Source organism: Cupriavidus sp. 21MJTG02-4 (assembly GCF_057798975.1).
The window spans coordinates 1-15,115 of the sequence record NZ_JBYOJP010000039.1 but is presented as its reverse complement, the minus strand read 5'-3'; the positions used below and the strand labels follow the sequence as shown (position 1 = coordinate 15,115).

14 protein-coding genes and 1 pseudogene are annotated in these 15,115 nt (G+C 58.5%); 6 read left to right on the top strand and 9 right to left on the bottom strand.

The window, feature by feature from the left end; all coding sequences use genetic code 11:
• The 8 genes from AC3FKH_RS34140 to AC3FKH_RS34105 all read right to left on the bottom strand — a co-directional run.
• Positions 1 to 661: electron transfer flavoprotein subunit alpha/FixB family protein (locus AC3FKH_RS34140; protein WP_488680074.1), on the bottom strand; the 661-nt coding region annotated here is incomplete at its 3' end.
• A 17-nt stretch (positions 662 to 678) separates the two neighbouring features.
• Positions 679 to 1,428, bottom strand: a complete 750-nt coding sequence (locus AC3FKH_RS34135; protein ID WP_488680073.1) for an electron transfer flavoprotein subunit beta/FixA family protein — start codon at positions 1,426 to 1,428, stop codon at positions 679 to 681.
• 455 nt (positions 1,429 to 1,883) lie between these two features.
• Complete coding sequence (locus AC3FKH_RS34130; RefSeq protein WP_488680072.1) at positions 1,884 to 2,588, bottom strand: RraA family protein; 705 nt, start codon at positions 2,586 to 2,588, stop codon at positions 1,884 to 1,886.
• A 136-nt stretch (positions 2,589 to 2,724) separates the two neighbouring features.
• Complete coding sequence (locus AC3FKH_RS34125) at positions 2,725 to 3,930, bottom strand: pyridoxal phosphate-dependent aminotransferase (RefSeq protein WP_488680071.1); 1,206 nt, start codon at positions 3,928 to 3,930, stop codon at positions 2,725 to 2,727.
• A 96-nt stretch (positions 3,931 to 4,026) separates the two neighbouring features.
• Positions 4,027 to 4,755: an amino acid ABC transporter ATP-binding protein gene (locus AC3FKH_RS34120; RefSeq protein WP_488680069.1), complete on the bottom strand. Its 729-nt coding sequence runs from the start codon at positions 4,753 to 4,755 to the stop codon at positions 4,027 to 4,029.
• On the bottom strand, positions 4,730 to 5,473 hold the full coding sequence (locus AC3FKH_RS34115; protein ID WP_488680068.1) for an amino acid ABC transporter permease: 744 nt from the start codon (positions 5,471 to 5,473) through the stop codon (positions 4,730 to 4,732). Before AC3FKH_RS34115 ends, AC3FKH_RS34120 begins: the two co-directional genes overlap by 26 nt.
• The gene (locus tag AC3FKH_RS34110) at positions 5,470 to 6,174 is read right to left on the bottom strand and encodes an amino acid ABC transporter permease (RefSeq protein ID WP_488680067.1); all 705 of its coding nucleotides are present in this window, start codon (positions 6,172 to 6,174) and stop codon (positions 5,470 to 5,472) included. Before AC3FKH_RS34110 ends, AC3FKH_RS34115 begins: the two co-directional genes overlap by 4 nt.
• Before the next feature lie 63 nt (positions 6,175 to 6,237).
• The gene (locus tag AC3FKH_RS34105) at positions 6,238 to 7,008 is read right to left on the bottom strand and encodes an ABC transporter substrate-binding protein (RefSeq protein WP_488680066.1); all 771 of its coding nucleotides are present in this window, start codon (positions 7,006 to 7,008) and stop codon (positions 6,238 to 6,240) included.
• A gap of 362 nt (positions 7,009 to 7,370) precedes the next feature.
• Here AC3FKH_RS34105 and pxpB point away from each other — a divergent pair, with 362 nt between their 5' ends.
• The 4 genes from pxpB to AC3FKH_RS34085 all read left to right on the top strand — a co-directional run bounded on the left by pxpB (position 7,371) and on the right by AC3FKH_RS34085 (position 11,444).
• Positions 7,371 to 8,087 (top strand): 5-oxoprolinase subunit PxpB, encoded by a 717-nt coding sequence (gene pxpB, locus AC3FKH_RS34100; protein WP_488680065.1) that lies wholly within the window; start codon positions 7,371 to 7,373, stop codon positions 8,085 to 8,087.
• Positions 8,084 to 9,055: a 5-oxoprolinase subunit C family protein gene (locus AC3FKH_RS34095; RefSeq protein WP_488680064.1), complete on the top strand. Its 972-nt coding sequence runs from the start codon at positions 8,084 to 8,086 to the stop codon at positions 9,053 to 9,055. Before pxpB ends, AC3FKH_RS34095 begins: the two co-directional genes overlap by 4 nt.
• 436 nt (positions 9,056 to 9,491) lie before the next feature.
• Positions 9,492 to 10,259: a LamB/YcsF family protein gene (locus tag AC3FKH_RS34090; RefSeq protein ID WP_488680063.1), complete on the top strand. Its 768-nt coding sequence runs from the start codon at positions 9,492 to 9,494 to the stop codon at positions 10,257 to 10,259.
• Between the two features lie 216 nt (positions 10,260 to 10,475).
• Positions 10,476 to 11,444, top strand: a complete 969-nt coding sequence (locus tag AC3FKH_RS34085) for a Bug family tripartite tricarboxylate transporter substrate binding protein (protein ID WP_488680061.1) — start codon at positions 10,476 to 10,478, stop codon at positions 11,442 to 11,444.
• A 209-nt stretch (positions 11,445 to 11,653) separates the two neighbouring features.
• On the opposite strand, the gene AC3FKH_RS34080 is transcribed toward AC3FKH_RS34085, so the two are convergent.
• A complete protein-coding gene (locus AC3FKH_RS34080) occupies positions 11,654 to 12,373 on the bottom strand; it encodes an IclR family transcriptional regulator (RefSeq protein WP_488680059.1) in 720 nt (239 codons plus the stop codon).
• 214 nt (positions 12,374 to 12,587) lie between these two features.
• Here AC3FKH_RS34080 and AC3FKH_RS34075 point away from each other — a divergent pair, with 214 nt between their 5' ends.
• Both AC3FKH_RS34075 and AC3FKH_RS34070 read left to right on the top strand, forming a co-directional pair.
• Positions 12,588 to 13,817 carry an MFS transporter gene (locus AC3FKH_RS34075; RefSeq protein ID WP_488680057.1) on the top strand — a complete coding sequence of 410 codons (1,230 nt, stop codon included), beginning with the start codon at positions 12,588 to 12,590 and terminating at the stop codon, positions 13,815 to 13,817.
• 551 nt (positions 13,818 to 14,368) lie between these two features.
• Positions 14,369 to 14,959 (top strand): annotated as a pseudogene (locus AC3FKH_RS34070) (transposase); the annotation flags it as partial.
• Positions 14,960 to 15,115 lie beyond the last annotated feature (156 nt).

Here is a 15,115-nt window from a genome sequence, read left to right as displayed (position 1 = left end):
GCTTTTCGGCCAGCGGCGTCAGCACCTTGGTGTAGTTTTCGCCCGAACCTACGCCACGGCCACCCGAGACGATGACCTTGGCGGCGGTCAGTTCCGGACGGTCGTTCTTGGCCACTTCGCGCGAAACGAACTGCGACACGCCTGCGTCGGCCACGGCCAGGAGGTCTTCTACCGCAGCCGAGCCGCCGGCGGCACCGGCGGCGTCAAAGGCAGTGCCGCGCACTGAGATGACCTTTACCTTGTCCGAGGACTTCACGGTGGCAATGGCGTTGCCAGCGTAGATAGGACGCTCAAAGGTGTCTGGGGCATCGACCTTGGAGACTTCCGAGATTTGCGCGACATCCAGCTTGGCGGCTACGCGCGGCAGAATGTTCTTGCCGTACGGGGTAGCCGGGGCCAGGATGTGCGAGTAGTCGTTGGCAACGGCCAGCACCTGTTCGGCTACATTCTCGGCCAAGCCGTCACCGAAGTACGGCGCATCAGCCAACAGCACCTTGCTCACGCCAGCGATTTCGGCCGCAGCAGCAGCGGCCGCGGCGGCGTTCGAGCCAGCCACCAGCACGTGGACATCGCTACCGCACTGGGCAGCTGCCGTCACGGTGTTTAGCGTGGCGGCCTTGATCGATTGATTGTCGTGTTCAGCAATGACGAGTGCAGTCATGTTCTATCTCCCCGCGCTCAGATAACTTTGGCTTCGTTCTTCAGCTTCTGCACCAGCGTCGCAACGTCCGGCACCATCACACCCGCGCTGCGCTTGGCAGGCTCGACCACCTTCAGGGTCGACAGGCGCGGCTTGACGTCCACGCCGAGGTCTTCCGGCTTGACGGTATCGAGCGGCTTCTTCTTGGCCTTCATGATGTTCGGCAGCGTGACGTAGCGCGGCTCGTTCAGGCGCAGGTCGGTCGTCACCACGGCCGGCAGCTTTAGCGACAGGGTTTCGAGACCGCCGTCGACTTCACGGGTCACCGATGCCTTGCCGTCAGCCACGACCACCTTCGAGGCGAAGGTCGCCTGCGGCAGGCCTGCCAGCGCGGCCACCATCTGACCGGTCTGGTTCGAGTCGTCGTCGATGGCCTGCTTGCCCAGGATCACCAGTTGCGGCTGCTCCTTGTCGATCAGGGCCTTGAGCAGCTTGGCCACGGCCAGCGGCTGCAGGTCTTCGTTCGATTCCACCAGGATGCCGCGGTCGGCACCGATCGCCATGGCGGTGCGCAGGGTTTCCTGGCACTGCGCCACACCGCACGACACGGCGATGACTTCGGTGACCACCCCCGCCTCCTTCAGGCGGACGGCCTCTTCGACGGCGATTTCGTCGAAGGGGTTCATGCTCATCTTGACGTTAGCAAGGTCAACGCCGGTGCCGTCGGCCTTCACCCGCACCTTCACGTTGTAATCCACCACCCGCTTAACTGCGACCAGAACTTTCATAACAACACTCCGAATAGATTCGTATCCCAGCAATGGCCGCTTGCAGGACCAGTGAGCCACGCTGAGCCTTGCAGGAAGGTTTGGAGGCGATGCGAGGAGGTCACGGGAGGGCAGCTGGATTCAGTTGCATCTTCGCGTACACCGATTCAATGCGAAACTTCCAATTAAGGCGCGAGGCATGACAAACAATCATGCCTACGCGCGACAGACGATGGTTCTTCAGGAGTCTTACGTCAGAGGCTGAGCGGATGCTTGGCTGCGTGCGCGGGATATGGTCCCGCTCGGACCGGGTGGTATGCCAGGTTGCCACGGAAGAAAGAACTGAAGGACCGCAATAACCGATGTCGGTGGGGCCCTCGATACGTGACGTGAGGAGCAAGCCAACTGGCTTGCTCGCGCCGCCTTGGGGTTGAAATATCACGTGCCTGATTGCGGCAGCGCGAAGAGATGCCCAGCTATGACGCGTGGTGGAAGAGGTCGCTGGCCTCGCCGTCTTTCAGCAGCCCGGCAGCGCGTAGAGCCGCTGGCAGCCACTTGGCCGCAGTATCACCTCGGGCGATGGCATCCAGGCGCGCCGCCTCGTCAGCAACCTTTCTTGCTGCCAGCTGCAGGATTTCCGGGGCCTTCTCGCGCTCGATGACAACTACGCCATCGGCATCCCCAACCACAAGGTCGCCGGGTCGCACGGATACTCCCCCAGCTGAAATTGAGTGGTTAATCCGCCCGGGTATGTACTTGGTCGGCCCAGCGGGATTGAAGCCCGCACTGAACACTGGAAAATCGAGGTCGAGTAGCTCAGCGCGGTCACGGACAGCCCCGTCGACGACAACGCCCCCGAGTTGCAACCGCTTGCAGGCACTCAGCATCAGTGTTCCCATGAGCGCGGCAGTCTGGTCGCCCTTGCCATCGATGACAAGGATGTCGCCGGGACTTGCCATCGCAATGGCTGCATGAATCATGAGGTTGTCCCCAGGCCGCACTTCTACGGTGAAGGCCGGGCCCGCAAGCGCCATGCGATGGTGGACAGGGGCGACTCGCGCATGCATGGTACCGCGTCGCCCGCCGACATCAGAAAGAATGGCTGCCTGGTAGGCTTTTGCCTTGTCAACGATTTCGGGTGAGACACGCTCGATGAAGCGAATAACGTCGGGATGATTCATAGGATTCGAAGGTATCTTCTCTGTAAGCAGGCCTAAAGGGACCGAACACCAGAGTGACAGTCGCGTCTTGTTGGCGAACCCAGCAATAGAACATTGAAGACGGCGAAATTCCCCGTCCCCCAGTCCCGTCCCAGTCCTAGCGGGATAGCGAGCTTGCCGCCGCCGTGATTCGTCGGCAACCATCCATCAGCGTTTCCATGTCAGTGGCAAACGACAGACGGAAGTGCGTGTCGACGCCATAGGCAGAGCCCTGAAGAACAGCGAGATTTTCCGACGTGAGAAGCCAGTCCACCCAGTCGTCGCTGCTCTGGATGATGCCTCCATCCGGACGCCGAGCGCCAAACAAGCCGGCGCATGAGGCAAAGACGTAGAACGCGCCATCCGGAGCCACGCAGTCGATACCCTCCACATCGCTGAGCGACGAAATCACTGCGTTGCGTCGCTGCTCAAAGACCTCCCGGTTGGCGTACACGAAGTCTTGCGGCCCATCCAGTGCGGCAATCGCTGCGGCTTGTGCAATGGAATTCGCACCGGAGGTGCTTTGGGACTGCAATTTGACCATGGCCTTGATAAGGGAGGCCGGGCCGCCCGCAAAGCCGATACGCCAGCCAGTCATGGCGTATGCCTTCGACACACCGTTGATGGTCAGGGTCCGGTCCTTCATGGACGGAACCGCTTGGGCGAAGGTGACGAACGACTCACTGCCATAGGTAAGGTGTTCGTAAATATCGTCCGTCATCACCCACACGTGCGGATGCCGCTCCAACACTTCCCCCAGTGCCGCAAGCTCCGCCCTGCTGTAGGAGGCCCCGCTGGGATTATTTGGCGAGTTGAGAATCAACCAGCGGGTACGGGGGCTAATAGCCCGCTCCAAGTCCTCCGGCGTCAGCCTGAAGCCATTCTCCGGCTTGCAATCCACGAATACGGGCAATCCACCCGCGAGCAATACGATATCTGGATACGATACCCAGTACGGTGCCGGCACGATAACTTCATCACCTTTTTGCACCGTGCAAAGAATCGCGTTGAAGATGACCTGCTTGGCGCCATTGCTGACGATTGTCTCCTGGAGGGAGTACTCAAGCTGGTTTTCACGCAAGAACTTACGCGATACCGCTTCGCGAAGCGCGACCGTACCGCCGACATCCGTGTACCGGGTCTTGCCCTCGGCCATTGCTCTGATGGCGGCTTCACGAATATGTTCGGGCGTGTCGAAATCCGGCTCACCTGCTGTCAGGCCGATGACGTCACGCCCAGATGCGCGCAGCTCTCGCACCCGTTGACCGGCCATAGAACTGGGCGAAGGTTTGATTCTATTCAATCGTTCGGCAAATTGGAGCATGGTTCTTGACTTCTTTAAGAGATTCTCATCGGATAGATGCTTGCCGCGGCAACGTAGGCGCTACGGTAACCCCGACTCAGTTGCAAAGGGGGTAGTTCAAGCGTGGCGGATGTCCGCGACAAATTTCTTGGCACGTGGATGCTCCGGTGACGCGAAGAACCGGTCTGGCTTGTTGCACTCGAGGATTTCGCCCTTGTCCATAAAGATGACCCGGTCAGCCACTTCCCGAGCAAAGCCCATCTCGTGGGTGACGCAGACCATGGTCATTCCATCAACTGCCAGTTGCTTCATTACCTGCAGCACCTCGCCGACCATTTCCGGGTCCAGCGCACTTGTCGGCTCGTCAAACAGCATGACGGGTGGTCGCATGGCAAGCGCACGGGCGATGGCTACGCGTTGCTGCTGGCCTCCTGATAGCTCGGTGGGATAGGCATCCGCCTTATGAGCGAGTCCGACCTTCTCCAGCAGTGCCACCGCGCGGTCACGAGCCTCAGCCTGTGAGACCTTCAGCACGTCCATGGGTGCGAGCATGATGTTCCGCAGCACGGTCATGTGCGGAAACAAATTAAATTGCTGAAATACAAAGCCAATCTCACTGCGCAAGCGATTGAGATTGACATGCTTCTGGTGGACGTCGGCGCCATTCACGAAGATTTCACCCTGCTGGATAGGTTCCAACCGATTGATGGTGCGAATGAGGGTTGACTTCCCGGAGCCGGACGGCCCACACACCACGACAACCTCACCCTTACGGATGGTTTCATTGACGTTGTTCAGCGCGTGGTAATCACCGTACCACTTATTGACATTGTTGAATCGAATCATTGATAACTCCTCCTGCCGGAACGGCGCTACACTTACGAACGGTCTTGCGGTTCTCTAACCGCTTCACGCCCAGGTTGAGGGAATAACAGACGACGAAATAGAAAGCCGCCAGAATCAAGTAGACTTGGAATGGCTTGTTGAGAAGCTGACCGCTAACCTGATAGGCGGCGTACGTCAGTTCGTTGACACTAATGATGTAGCCGAGAGACGTGTTCTTAATCAGATTGATGAACTGATTGAGAATGCTGGGCGTCATGTTTCGCAACGCCTGAGGCAGGATGACGCGCCACAACGTTCGGCCATATGACATGCCGAGCGAGCGCGCAGCCTCAACATGCCCGCGTGGTACCGCCAGAATTCCGGCGCGAATAACCTCGCCAAGGAATGCTGCCTCGTAGACGACAAGCGCGCAGATGACAGTCGTCAGGCCCGACACAGCACGTCCGACGACCACGGGCACGATGAAGTAGGCCCAGAAAATCAGCATTAACACTGGCAGACCACGTACTACTGTGGTGAACGCCGTGGCCGGAAGCGCCAGCCATCTAATGGGACTAGTGCGGGCAATCGCGATGAGCACGGATGCCGGAAAAGCGAGGAAGAGGCCCGCGCTTGCCATGCACAGCGTAAGCGCTAGACCGCCTAGCGGCCCATCGGGAAACTGACCCAATAGGAAGATAAGTCCATAATCCTGAAGAATGTGGATGATGTCGTTCATCGCGTCCCCCTTGCTGCTGCACCCAGGCGGCCATGCGCATAGGAACCCAACCCCATGATTAGAAAGGAGACACACAAGTAGAAGGCCGAAGCAATCGCGAACGCCTCGAAGGTGTGAAAAGTCTCGTTTTCTATCTGCTTCGTCACATAGGTAGTCTCAGACACACCAATTACCATGGCCAGGCTTGTTGATTTAAACAAGCTCAGGGATTGGTTGATGAGTGGTGGCACGGAGACCCGTATCGCCTGAGGCAGGATGATTCTTCTAGCAGCCTGCACATACGTGAGACCTAGTGCACGTGCGGCTTCCATTTGCGTGGGCGGCAGGGCGCGAATGCCGCTGCGAAGGTCTTCGGACATGTACGCTGCCGTGTTGAGCGACAGCGCAATCAGTGCGAAGACAAGTTCACCATTGTTGGCGTTGATAGCCGCTTGCCACGGGGCAGGAAGTATTTGAGAAATCCCGAAGTACCAAAAGAAAATCTGGACTAGACCTGGAACATTCCGGTGGTAACCGACAAAGGCCTCGCATACCTTCTCAAGAGGTCGAATAGGGGAAGAGCGCAATGCAACAATGACCAATGCCAACGCAAAACCACACAGCCACGAAGACAGGAACAGCAAAATGGTTCGTACGCCCCCCATGACGAACCATTGGACATATGGCCCCTCACGAAGAAATGAGAAATCTAGGGATTCCATGACAGAACTCGGAAAACTGGACGGAGCCTAGCGACGCAGCCTTCAGCGGCTCCTTCCATAGGGTTACTCGACGGCTGCTAGGGGCGTGAGCTTCTTCTCGCGCGGGATGTTGTACGGAGTCTGAGGACCGACCCACTTATTCCACATCGCATCGAGCTCGCCGCTTTTCTCCATCTGTGCGAGAGCGGTATTGACTGCAGCCAGCAGGGCCGGCTCGCCCTTCTTCACGCCCAGGGCAGTGGGCTCCCAATGCAGTTGTCCATCAGCGAATCGGACCTTGCCCTCAGACTCACTAACGAACCGCGAACCGGACATCTGCGCGATGGCTAATGCTTGCGCCTTCCCTTGCTGCATGGCCAGAAATGCAGTCGGCGAGTCCTGGAACGTGACAATCTCGGCGGAGCTCAGCATGCGCCGGGCGTACAGCTCAGGCGTGGAACCCTTGACCGTGCTGATTTTGATGTTCTTAGCCTGACTGACATCCTTGATGGGCGAGTCGGACGGCACTACCAGCTTGATAGGAATCTGGTAGTGGATGTCTGAGAAGGCAATCTGTCGCGCGCGTTCCTTCGTGTAGCCGAGCGCAGCAGCCACGACATCCACCCGACCGAGTGCTAACTCAGGAATGCGCGCCTCTACGCTCAGAGGACGGTGCTCAAGCTTGACACCCAAATGCTTGGCAATCGCCGCGCACGTGTCGACATCGAAACCCACAATTTGTCGCGTTTTCGGGTCTTGGTAGCCAAGAGGCTGACTTGTCGACAGGGTCCCACAAATTAGGGTGCCCCTCGCCTTGATGTCTGCCAGGCGGTCAGCATAGGCCGAGCTGGCCATCGCAACGCCTATACCTAGAAGTGCTATGTGAAGACGCCGGGGGCGCAAGAGAAGGTGCAAGGCCATGTGACTACTCCTTTACGAACAATTTCATAATGGCATTATGATTTTTTTACGCAGCAATCGTGCCATAGCCTTGCGTCGCTGACTCTAGGGGTTTTCTCGCAGCGAAAGTTGTCTAAAGCGCACTTTAAGTGCCTTGTTTGGGGCAAGTGTGCGTCGGAGATTGCACCGCTGAAGGGCTCGCTGCACCAGACCGAAGCGAGGCAGATGCCGCGTCGAAAAAAGCTGTTTTCGTGTTCATAATTTCATTATGATTCCTGCCATACAGGTCGCATGACCTGGCCTTGGAGCCCCGCGACATGAGTTCGTTAGACCCTCCCTCCGTTTGCGCACACCCTCCCCCGGCGTCAACGACCGTAGCTGCTGCACCCGTGAAGGTGAGTCGGCTCGGAGAAGGCGCGTTGCTGGTTGAAGTCCTTGGCGAACGGAGCCTGGAAACGCAGCGTCTCATCTGGGGAATGTCAGACGCAGTGCAGAGATGGAAAGGAGTACTCGAAGTCGTTGCGGGGATGGCCAACCTGCTTGTCGTGTATGACCCTTTTCGACTCGAGAGCACCAGGCTGCATGCACGGCTCATTGACGAGTGGTCTAAGACAAAGCCACGCTCTCGTGCCGGAAGGGTGATAGACATCCCCGTCGTCTACGGAGGCCACATGGGACCGGACCTGGTGTCCGTGGCGTGCCACGCCGGCCTGAGCCCAGAAGAAGTTGTGCGACGGCACTCAGAGACCAGCTTCGTAGCGTTTGCCCTAGGTAGCTCGCCCGGCTTCGCGTATCTCGGCGGCTTGCCCAAAGCGCTCTTCATGCCTCGCCGTGATACCCCGATTCTTAGCGCTGCCGCCGGAAGCGTGATGATTGGCGGCGACCAGACCGGCGTGACATCTGCAGCTGGCCCGACCGGCTGGCACATCATTGGTCGCGCGACACGCACCGTATTCGATGCAAGCGCATCCCCGCCCGCCCTAATTGCGCCAGGCGACACAGTACGTTTCCGGATTGAGGGGATGGACCCATGATTGAGATTCTTGCGTCTGCTGCGCTCACAACCGTTCAGGACCTTGGTCGCCATGGCCAACGACGCTATGGGGTCGGAACAGCAGGCGCCATGGACCGCGTGGCCCTTGCTGTTGGCAATGAAATGCTTGGCAATGACCGGAACGCCGCGGGACTGGAAATCACACTCACACCATTCAAGGTCCGATTTCTGCGTGACATCAGCTTTGCCATTACGGGTGCGGACTTCGACGCCAACCTCGATGGCATGCAAATCCTGCCTTGGTGGGCAACGACGGCCAAAGCAGGCCAGGAACTCACGTTGACGCGTCCTCTGCGCGGAGCCCGGGCCTACCTCTGCGTGGCCGGCGGCATCGACGTTCCAGAAGTCCTTGGCTCGCGCAGCACGCAGCTCCGAGGCGCACTGGGAGGACATCACGGTCGTCAATTGCGCAAGGGTGATGTCGTCGGTGTCGTCGAACAACCTGTCCGGCAAGGCGCCTTCGGCATCATTCCACCTGCGTTGCGCCTGTCTGACAACGGCGTTGGCACCTCCGGGACAGTCGCGGTCCGTGCGGTTGTCGCTGGCGAATATGACCAATTTACCGAAGAAGCTCAGCTCCGATTCTGGGGGTCGCTTTGGACAATTACCCCTCAGAGCAATCGCACCGGCTACCGCCTTGAAGGGGAGAACCTGCAGCTCACAAAGAAGCTCGAGATGCGCTCACACGGCATCCTCCCCGGCGTAGTCCAGGTACCGCCGAGCGGCCAGCCAGTGATTCAGTTGGCGGATGCCAATGTGTCGGGAGGGTATCCGAAGATTGCCACAGTCATTGGCGCCGACCTCTGGAGGCTCGCTCAAGCCAGCATCGGTCAGCGTGTGCGCTTCATCAAAGTTGACGTAGGTGAAGCCTTAGCTGCGTCATCGGCCATCCAAGACTATCTCGACGAGGTGCGACGTGCCACTGAACTCGCAATGCCTTGGAGTTGACATCAATGGGTATGAGCAACTCAATTATTCCGTCTACGACCTCATAAGCCTGTGCGAGTACGCGAAATCGAAGGGACTCGGACTGGAACATAAGACCACGTGCCTTTCGCTCATGTCCCAAGTCCGGCCTGGCGAAGTGGTCGCTCCGAGCCACGATTCCGAGCATTCCCCACCAGCTCCGGAGTCACCCAGCTATGTTTGCCGAGCTGATGCGACCGGCATTTTCCAAATCGACCATCCCTTCCGGTCCACGCGGCTTGTACGGGTGGGGCAAATCGTCAAGTCGGGAGACGTCGTAGCGCTACTGCAGGTTGGAGCCCGATATAGCGCAGTGAGATGTCTGTACGACGGCGTAGTGAAGCGTTTCTTTGTTGAGCCAGGAACATTGGTTGGAGACGGCGAACCTCTGCTAGAAGTGCTTATCTAGGACATCACCATGAAGATTGACATCAACTCGGACATGGGCGAGGCGTTTGGCCCATACCGTATGGGTGAGGACGACACTTTGCTGACACTCGTCTCCTCCGCAAACATTGCCTGCGGATTCCATGCCGGCGACCCGGACGTAATGACACACACGGTGACAACGGCACTGCAGAATGGCGTGGATATCGGTGCACACCCCGGATTCGATGACTTGCGACATTTCGGGCGCCGGCGCTTGCCGACTGACGCCAAGTCGCTGAAAGCAGAAACGCTTTATCAGCTCGGAGCACTGGATGCCATCGCACGTGTGCACGGTGGAAAGGTTTCTCATCTCAGCTTTCATGGCGCGCTAGGGAACATTCTGTATAAGGACCACGACCTGGCCGATACCCTAGTCGGCGCTGTCGCAGCATTCAATCGCGACATCATTTTCCCTGTAACGCCTAACACGGCTACAGAGACAGCCGCCGAGAAGCACGGGCTGAGGACAATTCGTAAGTTCTTTGCCGACCGTGCATACGACGACAATGGGCTCCTTGTCGCTCGAGGCATCCCGGGCGCCGCAATCACGGACCACGCCGAAGCCGCACGGCGTGTTCTGCAGCTCCTGGACTCCGGAACGGTGACGACCATCGATGGGAAAACTTTGCGCATGCAAGCCCAAGTCGTAATGGTGCATAGCGAGACTCCCGGCGCCGTCGGGCTTGCCAAGGCCATTCGGGACCTCGTTGAATCGAATGGCGGCGAAATCGTCTCCATGTCGAAACTTGTGGCGTGACGCTCCATATTGGCCCCTGTCGATTCGACCAAGCACGTGGGAGCGCCAATGCGGTGCGTTTGCCCCACTTCTAAACGAACCTTCCCTCTCTGGACATCCAACACACAGCACGCCGTGCCTTGCGGCAGATAACTGACCTTGGCATCAATTATGCGTAGAGTAATCGCATTATGATTTTTGCGCCTTCCAAGTTTCAGTCACTAAAGGAATCGCCTCATGCTTAAGTCCGCCCTCTTCGCCATGGCCGCTTGTCAGGTCCTCGCGCCCAACATTGCAGCCGCCGCCGAATATCCTCAGCAGCAACCCATTACATTGATTGTCGGGTTCGCGCCGGGTGGGTCGACGGACCTCATTGCGCGATTCCTTGCGCCCAAGCTCAAGTCCGCGCTAGGACAAACCGTGGTTGTTGACAACAAGCCGGGCGCAAGTGGAATCGTCGCGACAGAGGCAATGCTGCGCGCACCTGCGGATGGATACACGCTCTTTGCCTGCACCAACGGTGTGCTGACCACGCACAAGTATCTGTTTAAGAATCTGCAATTCGACGCCGACCGGGACATCGTTCCTGTTTCACAGATTGCGAGCGTTCCGTATGTCCTGTTGGCGCACCCCAGCGTTCAAGCCAACACACCCAGTGAGTTTGTTGCGTTGGCCAAAAAGGAGCCCGGTCAGATAGCCTATGGGTCAGCCGGCGTCGGTTCTGCTGGCCACCTGGCGGCCGAGATGTTCTCCTCAAGAGCCGGCATTCGGATGAACCATGTTCCCTATAAGGGAAGCGGCCAGGCCATGAATGACTTGGTCGCTGGCACCATCAATGTCGCATTTGACCAGGAATCAACCGCGGCAGGGTTCTTGGCTGGCGGCCGCCTCAAAGCAATCGCCATTGCGAGCAAGGAGCGCTCGCCGAGCATGCCGAAGGTGCCAACATTCGACGAAGCCGGCATTCCGTTCGAAGCAGCCTCATGGACAGGCATTTGTGTCCGGTCCGGAACGCCAAAGCCTATCGTCGACAAGCTTTCTCACGCCATACAGCAGGTGATGGGACAGCCAGACGTTAAGCAGCGATTTGCGCAGATGGGAATCCAGCCTAAGAGCAGCACGCCGCAAGAGTTCAAGGCGTTGGTCGTTGGCGACCGCGACCGGATGGGCAGAGCAATCACAGCGATTGGAATAAAGCCCGAATGAGCCAATTGCGGTGCTATCGGCTTGCGGCAAGGCGGTTTCGCCCAGCCGATAGCACTGACGTACGGTTAGGTCTGCCGAGGCAACTTCCTCAGCCAGACGAATGGCTCTGTTGTCGCCCGAGAGGAACTTCTCCCTTGAAGGGCTGGCCCAAACTGGGGTGAATGAGTGCATTAGGGCCAGCATATCGCTGGCCCTGTACGTTTCTACTGTCAGGCGGCGTGCGCGCCCAACGACTTGGACAAACCTTTAGCCGCATCCACCAGCATAGTTTGCGTGGGCTGGTCAGAAGGGTCGAATCGCCCAACCGGGCCAGAAATCGTCAAGGCGCCGGCGAGTGTATTGCCATGGCGCAATACCGGCGTCGACATCGATGATGTCAATTCCAGGCCCACCGTAACTGGATTGACTTTGCTGGCCGAGGTGAAGACGCAATTCGCAGGGGTCCACTCGAAGGCGGTTTGCGTTGAAAAGACCCGTAGTACTTCCGCGGTAGCCGTGTCATCCATTGGCAACCGCGTTCCGGGAGCAATACTGGCTTTCAGATGCTGTGGCGAATCCTTGCGTAGCAAGCAGATTCGGCTTTCGCCCTCTCTGATGTAGAACGATGAACTCTCCCCCGTCTGCCGTGTGAGCAGGTCGAGCACGGGCATCACCTGCTCGGAAAGATTAAACGTGAGTTCATACCGACAGCCAAGTTCGTAGACTCGCGAGCCGAGTTGGTAGCGGCCATCCGGACGCTTGACGACGTAGTTCATCGGCTCGAGCGATAGCATATAGCGCAAGATGACGCTCTTGAAGAGACCGGTTTCTGCTTCCAGGTCCGACAGGGTGAGGGGCCCCTCATGGCGCAAAAAGGCGTCCAAAATCGACAATGTGCGACCAACTGCATTAACCGAGCGGTCCACGTCTGTTGTCTTCTGCCTGGCCATCTGGCCTCCTCCTCAACGCCGGCAAGCCGGCCAGGCCCGCTCAGCAAATTCATAAACCCAATATGTTACAACAGTGCCGGACGTGGCTCCGGACGTCATCACAAAGGTAGAAGTGGTAGGAACGGTTCCTCTCACGAGGATTTCATAATATCATTATGAAATCGTAAGCAAGGGTCGAGCCCTTGGCTGGACAAAGAGTCCGGCTCGCCACCTCATGAGCCCACGCAAGACCATCACTCCAGCAGCCTTCCCAGCCTTGGCTGAGGCACCTGTTCGACGCTACCTCTACGGACAAACGGCGTCTGTCGTGGGCAGTTGGACGCAGAACATCACGCTAAACCTCCTGCTTTGGGAGATGACACACGCAGCGTGGCAACTTGGGTTACTCAATTTCCTACTTCAGGGCCCTTCGCTACTTGTCTCCCCGCTCTTCGGCTCCCGACTGAGTTCGACTGGCGCGCGCACGACGACTTTCCGAATACTGCTATGTTCGTTGGTAGTGGCCGCCACATTGTCCGTAGCGAACTTCTTTGATTTGCTACGACCAGCGTTGGTCATTGCCGCCGCGCTCGTATGCGGAATGTTGGCGGCAATGGAAATGCCGACTCGGCAACTGCTTCTCACCACGACGCTCAGGAACCAAAATTCCCTCGGCAGCGTTATCGCACTCAACACGCTGGTGTTCAATGTGGGGCGAATGATTGGCCCCGTCATCGCCGCATACCTCTTTATGCACATCGGAGCAAGCAGTGGCTTTGCTTTGAACGTCGTTGGACTGACGACGATGCTACTGTGCATACAGTCGCTTCCAATTGACGCGAACCTGCCCACCTCATCCGTGAAGACCGGTGGCTTGCGCCACGCTATCGCCTACGCGCGCGCCGACAGCCTCGCCCGGCAATGTCTGCCTGCTCTCGCTCTCTTAGGGCTTCTTGCCGGTTCGTATCAGACGCTCATTCCGGTCCTATCTCATCGGTTTGGTGACGCGCCGCGATTCACGGGCGTCTTTTTCGGCTGCGCAGGCGCCGGGGCGATGCTGGCTGCCCTATTGCTGTCCTCACCTCTGATGAATACCCGCCGAGCAATGCAAGCCCATGGTGCAGCACAATGGCTCGCCGTTCTTGCTCTCGGCGGAATTTCGCTTGCGAGCACTCCTTGGTTGGCGGGAGTTGGTTTCTGTACCTTGGGCTTGTCACTGACCTTCTTTGCAACCACTACCAACTCGACGCTGCAGCGAAACTGCCCAAGCGAGCTGCGCGGTGGCATTGTGGGACTCTACGGCATGGCTTACCTTGGCACGATGCCACTGGGGCATTTGCTTATGGGCAATGCCGCCAATCTGATGGGCGAGCAAGCTGCTTTCGGTATCATGGCCATCAGCCTTGCACTCGGTCTCGGGGCACTACGCTTAATTGCACGACGCCCGACAAGCACAGAAGCCTAGGCAATGGGTGCTCCGCAAACAATGCTGGGCAGCGCAGGTAGGAGGGCGGCTCGGCCCAACCGCGCCTGAACCTGTGGAGTTCAATGAGTCGCTTTAGAATGCGCGACGGTGCCGATGCACGGGCAGGAAGCCGATATCGTGCTGCTGTCCAGTGGACGATGGATTTCGCTTAGGAGGCTGACTGCGCAATAGCGACCCTGCTTACGCATCGACAGCTTATCGTTCGGTTGGATACTCGGGACACCCGACCTGGTAGAAGCCCGAAGTGCAGCGCACCAGGTCAGGTCTCTACCATCCGCAAGCATTTTTTTGCGAATGGTACGTAGCAAATGTCACGGATCGCCGTATAGGAGCCAATTGATGATCGGCGCATAGGCGCCAGCGCAGGATCGGCGTCATGGAGCCAGTCAATGATCGCCGTAAAGGCGCCACCGGATGATCGGCGTAATGGCGCCACCTGTGCCGTGTAGCAGAACGCGGTTCGAACTTTCCCAACTGGGTACGCTTTGCTCTTTTTTAGCAGAGCGCCCATGGCCAACCGGAGGTTCGAATTGTTTGAGTACCGCCAAGTCCTTGTCCGCATGCGGCAAGGCAACTCCGACCGGGACATCGCCCGCGCCGGACTCATGGGCCGCAAGAAGCTCACCACCGTCAGACGGGCCGCCGATGAGCTTGGCTGGCTCGATCCCGCGCAGCCCTTGCCCGAAGACACCGTGATCGCCGGGCGCTTCGGCCATACGCCGCACCTGCCCAGTACCTGTGTGTCGACGCTCGAGCCGTTTCGCGGGCAGATCACCCGCTGGTTCGAGGCCGACGTGCAGGGCACGACGATTCACAGCGCGCTCAAGCGCAACCACGGCTATGCCGGCAGCTATTCGGCGGTGCGCCGCTTCCTGCAGAATCTGAGCGCCGAGCGCGTGGTGCCTGCAACGACAGTCCTGGAGTTCGCGCCGGCTGATGCAGCACAGGTCGACTTCGGCGCGGGTCCGGCACTGGTCCACGAGTCTGGGCTCACAACCAAGACGTGGTTCTTCGTGATGACGCTGTGCTGGTCGCGTCATCAGTACGTCGAACTCGTATTCGACCAGACCGTCGAGACGTGGCTGGCCTGTCACCGCCGCGCCTTCGAGTGGTTCGGCGGCTGCCCCGAGTAATCGGCAGCTGACGATTACTCGGGTAATCAGCAGCAGCGAGAAATGTGAAGGAACTCGCCCCGTCCTTTGCCCCTCCATAGCCAACAGCGACAGTTCCTTCAGATTTGGTAGGCCAGCTCAGAGCGATTCCAGCCAAGTGAGCAA

Bases quoted from the DNA above. Each gene is read 5' to 3' on its own strand.
- AC3FKH_RS34135 (WP_488680073.1), bottom strand. From the start codon at position 1,428: ATGAAAGTTCTGGTCGCAGTTAAGCGGGTGGTGGATTACAACGTGAAG.
- AC3FKH_RS34130 (WP_488680072.1), bottom strand. From the start codon at position 2,588: ATGAATCATCCCGACGTTATTCGCTTCATCGAGCGTGTCTCACCCGAA.
- AC3FKH_RS34125 (WP_488680071.1), bottom strand. From the start codon at position 3,930: ATGCTCCAATTTGCCGAACGATTGAATAGAATCAAACCTTCGCCCAGT.
- AC3FKH_RS34120 (WP_488680069.1), bottom strand. From the start codon at position 4,755: ATGATTCGATTCAACAATGTCAATAAGTGGTACGGTGATTACCACGCG.
- AC3FKH_RS34115 (WP_488680068.1), bottom strand. From the start codon at position 5,473: ATGAACGACATCATCCACATTCTTCAGGATTATGGACTTATCTTCCTA.
- AC3FKH_RS34110 (WP_488680067.1), bottom strand. From the start codon at position 6,174: ATGGAATCCCTAGATTTCTCATTTCTTCGTGAGGGGCCATATGTCCAA.
- AC3FKH_RS34105 (WP_488680066.1), bottom strand. From the start codon at position 7,008: ATGGCCAGCTCGGCCTATGCTGACCGCCTGGCAGACATCAAGGCGAGG.
- pxpB (WP_488680065.1), top strand. From the start codon at position 7,371: ATGAGTTCGTTAGACCCTCCCTCCGTTTGCGCACACCCTCCCCCGGCG.
- AC3FKH_RS34095 (WP_488680064.1), top strand. From the start codon at position 8,084: ATGATTGAGATTCTTGCGTCTGCTGCGCTCACAACCGTTCAGGACCTT.
- AC3FKH_RS34090 (WP_488680063.1), top strand. From the start codon at position 9,492: ATGAAGATTGACATCAACTCGGACATGGGCGAGGCGTTTGGCCCATAC.
- AC3FKH_RS34085 (WP_488680061.1), top strand. From the start codon at position 10,476: ATGCTTAAGTCCGCCCTCTTCGCCATGGCCGCTTGTCAGGTCCTCGCG.
- AC3FKH_RS34080 (WP_488680059.1), bottom strand. From the start codon at position 12,373: ATGGCCAGGCAGAAGACAACAGACGTGGACCGCTCGGTTAATGCAGTT.
- AC3FKH_RS34075 (WP_488680057.1), top strand. From the start codon at position 12,588: ATGAGCCCACGCAAGACCATCACTCCAGCAGCCTTCCCAGCCTTGGCT.